Here is a 709-nt window from a genome sequence, read left to right on the forward strand (position 1 = left end):
ACCTGCAAGAGCGGTGGAATCGCGATCAGGCCAGAAAAGCGTTTTATCAGGCGGTTGCCAACTTTCAGTCTGAAATGCCGCTGATTCACAAGTCCAAAACCGCATCATTCGCCACCCGTAACGGTGGCCAGATGACCTACAGCTACGCCTCTATTGACGACATTGTAAAAGCGGTTAATCCGGTCCTGCATCGCCACGGGCTCTCTTACCGCTTTGAGCAAGCGCTCAGCCAGGGTGTGGTTTCTGTCACCTGCCTGTTGTCCCATGCGCTCGGCCACTCTGAATCCTGTTCCATGAGTGGCGGCCTGGACCAGTCCGGCAACAAAAATGCACTTCAGCAGATAGCGTCTTCTACCACCTACCTGAAGAAGTACACGCTGAGCAACGTGCTGGGTATCGCTACCTCTGATGATGATATCGACGGGTTTCAGCCTTATGAAGCTACAGCGGGTAAAGAGGTAGCGGGTAAAGAGGCAGCAGGTAATCACGGCCAGCCTGTGCAGGCACTGCCTCACTATGAAGAAGAAGATTTTAACCGCCTTTTCCCAGGCTGGCAGAACGCCATTCGAAGCGGCAAGAAATCAGCAGACACCTTAATCACCTTTGTGGAAAGCAAAGGCCGCAAACTGACCCAACAACAAAAAGCCCAGATTCAGGGAGTACAGCAATGAAAGTGCACAACGTAGAGCAGGGTTCCCAGGAATGGCTC

1 protein-coding gene is annotated in these 709 nt (G+C 52.8%); it reads left to right on the top strand.

Annotated elements, in window-relative coordinates:
* A partial coding sequence (locus ACNRUY_RS26700; protein ID WP_488114699.1) for an ERF family protein occupies positions 1–671 on the top strand: 671 nt, incomplete at its 5' end.
* Positions 672–709: the final 38 nt, after the last annotated feature.

Source organism: Endozoicomonas sp. Z74 (genome assembly GCF_057680865.1).